The sequence below is a fragment of the Atribacterota bacterium genome (assembly GCA_028703475.1).
Classification (GTDB): domain Bacteria; phylum Atribacterota; class Phoenicimicrobiia; order Phoenicimicrobiales; family Stramentimicrobiaceae; genus JAQVMU01.
Genome location: JAQVMU010000108.1, coordinates 1 through 3,650, shown reverse-complemented (window position 1 = coordinate 3,650; position 3,650 = coordinate 1). Strand labels below are relative to the sequence as shown.

The following is a 3,650-nucleotide window of genomic DNA, read 5'->3' as shown; positions in this document are numbered from 1 at the left end:
TATTGTGATAATATTTTTCTGTTTTTTACTAATAGCTTTAACATACAAAACTTATCAAGATTTAATAAAGGTTTTACAAATGAAATACAAAGATTTAAGAAATATTGCCCTGATTGCCCATGTGGACCATGGTAAGACTACCCTTGTAGACGCTATGCTCAAACAAAGTGGAACATTCCGGGAAAATCAGAAGGTAAAAGAAAGAATAATGGATTCCAATGACATGGAACAGGAAAGAGGTATTACTATTTTTTCCAAAAATGCCTCCGTACATTGGAACGATGTAAAAATAAATATTGTTGATACTCCCGGACATGCGGATTTTGGCGGAGAAGTAGAAAGAATACTGAGAATGGTAAATGGTGTTCTTTTGATTGTCGATGCCTTTGAAGGACCAATGCCCCAGACACGATTTGTATTACGAAAATCCATGGAATTAAATATTGTTCCCATTGTCATAATCAATAAAGTAGATCGGGCTAATGTCCGGCCAGAAGAAGTTTTGAATGAAATATATGATTTATTTATTGAGTTAGGCGCTAATGATGAACAAATCAACTTTCCGGTAGTTTATACATCAGCACAATTAGGTTCTGCAGGTTTTTCACCAGATCGCATGGAAAACAACCTGGAAGCACTGTTTTCAACTATTGTGAAAAAAGTTCCTTCTCCAGTAATAGACAACAAAAGTAATCTTCAGATGCTTATTACTAATCTGGATTACGATGATTATGTAGGGAAAATAGCCATTGGCTTAGTAGTGCGGGGAAAAATAGAACAGGGACAAAACGTAACCCTTATAAAAAGGGATAGTAGACTTGTCAAAGGGAAAGTGGTAAAGCTCTTTACCTTTGAAGGTTTAGATAAAATTGAATCAAAACATGTTTTTTCCGGAGAAATCGTAGCACTGGCAGGAATTGAAGATGCAAATATTGGTGAAACAATTGCAGCACCTGATAATCCGGAAGCACTCTCAAATATTATTATTGATGAGCCTACTCTGACTATTGATTTTAAAGTTAATGACAGTCCTTTTGCCGGAAGGGAAGGTAGTTTTGTTACTTCCAGACATCTAAGAGAACGGCTTTTTAAAGAAATTGATACTAATGTGAGCCTGAAAGTCGAAGAGACTGACACAATGGATACTTTTCGGGTATCCGGAAGAGGTGAGTTGCATCTTTCTATACTTATTGAAAAAATGCGCCGAGAAGGATATGAATTTCAGGTTTCAAAACCAAGAGTAATCTTTCGGAATATTGACAATAAAAAATATGAACCTATAGAACTAATGACTTGTGATATACCAAAGGAATATTTAAGTACAGTAATGCGTGTTTGTGGTATACGTAAAGCAGAGCTTGTAAATATGCAGGATTTTTCTTCTGACCAACTTAGACTTGAATTCCAAATTCCTGCAAGAGGATTGATTGGTTTTCGCAATGAACTTCTTACTCTGACAAAGGGCAAAGGAATAATGAATCATGTTTTTCTTGAATATCAACCGCATAAAGGATATATTCCATCCCGATCTAAGGGTGTGTTAATAGCCTTCGAAGATGGCATTTCCAGCACATACGGACTTTACAATGCCCAGGGTAGGGGAAATTTATTTATTGGACCGACAACTAAAGTGTATCAGGGAATGATTGTTGGGGAAAACAAAAGAGATAACGACCTGGAAGTGAATGTTAATAAGAAAAAACATGTTACCAATATGCGGGCAAGCGGTTCCGATGATGCTTTACGTTTAGAAAAACCTAAGGATTTTACTCTTGAACAGGCTTTGGAATTTATACAGGACGATGAATTAATAGAAATAACCCCAATCAGTATACGGTTAAGAAAAAAAATTCTTGATCATAATTCTCGTTATCAATACCGTAAAAATCTTGCCTGAAATACAAAGATTCCCGAAATTCTTATTAATAATGGATGATGGTTAAAATAGCTTGCCCCTTATTATTACATGTCATAGAAAGGCATAGTGACTTTGATTATATCTTTACTGTTGACAACTCTTGTGATATAATTTTTTCGGTTATTTATTTACAATATATATTTATAACAAATAATTTTCCCCTCTCACTTGTTATAAAAATTCAACAAAAAGGTAGATTAACTATTAATGCTAACAATCAAAAATTTCATAAATAACTTAGTTGAAAAGGGTGTTGAAAATGCAGAAATAGCCTCAATGAATATGGCTTATCAGGAAAAGGCAAATACCATCACCCATGGCATTGGAACCCTGCTAAGTATTATCGGTCTTTTTATCCTTCTTGATATGGCTCTTCATAAAGGAAGTTATTGGCATATAGTAAGCTTTACGATTTATGGTTCAACGCTGGTGATTCTTTACCTTGCGTCAACTATTTATCATGGTTTACCGGAGAACAAAACAAAAAAGACCTTTCAGATTTTTGACCATTCAGCAATATTTCTCCTAATTGCCGGCTCTTATACTCCAATCACCCTTATCTCCCTGCATGGTTCCTGGGGATGGACTCTTTTTGGTTTAGTGTGGGGAATCGCCTTGATGGGTATATTTATGAAAATATTATTATTTAAAAAGACTCAAGTTATTTCTGTATTTCTATATCTGATTATGGGGCTACTTATAATTTCAGCGACCAAGCCATTACTTAAAGCTGTTCCCGTAAATATGCTATTATGGATTGTTGGTGGGGGATTTTTATATTTATTCGGGGTATTCTTTTTTTTGGCACCAAAAATACGTTATCACCATACTATCTGGCATTTGTTTGTGCTGGGAGGGAGTATAACTCACTTTTTTGCCATCCTGCTTTATCTTGCTTAAATATTAGCATTATTTTCTATTTCAATAATAATTTATATACTTTGATATATATTACTTTTTTTAAGAAATAATTAAAACTCTTTAAAAACCCTTGCTAATGACCATCCAGGTACCTTTAAATCAAGGTCTTAAAAATAACCAAATGGTGTTTGAGATGTTTTAGAAACACCCTCTTTCTGAGGTGTTTGCCGGTTATAAAAATATTATTTCAGTTTAATTTATTCATATCTATGGTAATATATACAAATACAGGCTTTAGAGACTACTCTCACAGATGGAAAGTAGGAAAATATTTATAAAATAGAGTTATATTCCATAATTTTAACAAAAAGGTAATTATGTTTTTACATAACAAGACAGTCTTAATAATATTTATATCTGCTATTTGCATCGGATTTGACCAAATCAGCAAATATGCTGCAAAATCTTTGATAAAACCTGGTACAATAATCAGTTTATTAGGAGATACAATAAGACTGCAACTGGCAAAAAATGAAGGTGCTTTTTTGAGTATGGGCTCATCATTTTCTCATGAATTCAGATTCTTAGTCTTTACTATATTAGTATCTGTAATGTTGTTTCTTCTTTTAATTTACTATTTCTCCTCTAAGTCATTATCAGCTTTATCATATCTATCTCTGGCTTTGATAATCAGTGGTGGTTTTAGTAATCTGATCGACCGCATCATCCATAAAGGAGTAGTCATAGATTTTCTTAATTTCGGAATAGGCAATTTAAGGACTGGCATTCTTAACATAGCAGACATGGCAATTACTTTTGGAGTAATACTTCTGATTTATTCCTTTATAGTAAAAACTGAGTTATAAAAAAG

3 protein-coding genes are annotated in these 3,650 nt (G+C 33.5%); all 3 read left to right on the top strand.

Translation table 11 applies throughout. The features are described from left to right. The first annotated feature begins 79 nt into the window (after positions 1–79). The 3 genes from typA (at position 80) to lspA (ending at position 3,645) form a co-directional block, all read left to right on the top strand. Positions 80–1,897 carry a translational GTPase TypA gene (typA, locus tag PHQ99_08150; protein MDD4289541.1) on the top strand — a complete coding sequence of 606 codons (1,818 nt, stop codon included), beginning with the start codon at positions 80–82 and terminating at the stop codon, positions 1,895–1,897. Positions 1,898–2,194: 297 nt separating this feature from the next. Beyond that, positions 2,195–2,818 (top strand): hemolysin III family protein, encoded by a 624-nt coding sequence (locus PHQ99_08145; protein ID MDD4289540.1) that lies wholly within the window; start codon positions 2,195–2,197, stop codon positions 2,816–2,818. Positions 2,819–3,156: 338 nt separating this feature from the next. Beyond that, on the top strand, positions 3,157–3,645 hold the full coding sequence (lspA, locus tag PHQ99_08140) for a signal peptidase II (protein ID MDD4289539.1): 489 nt from the start codon (positions 3,157–3,159) through the stop codon (positions 3,643–3,645). The last annotated feature ends 5 nt before the right edge of the window (positions 3,646–3,650 follow it).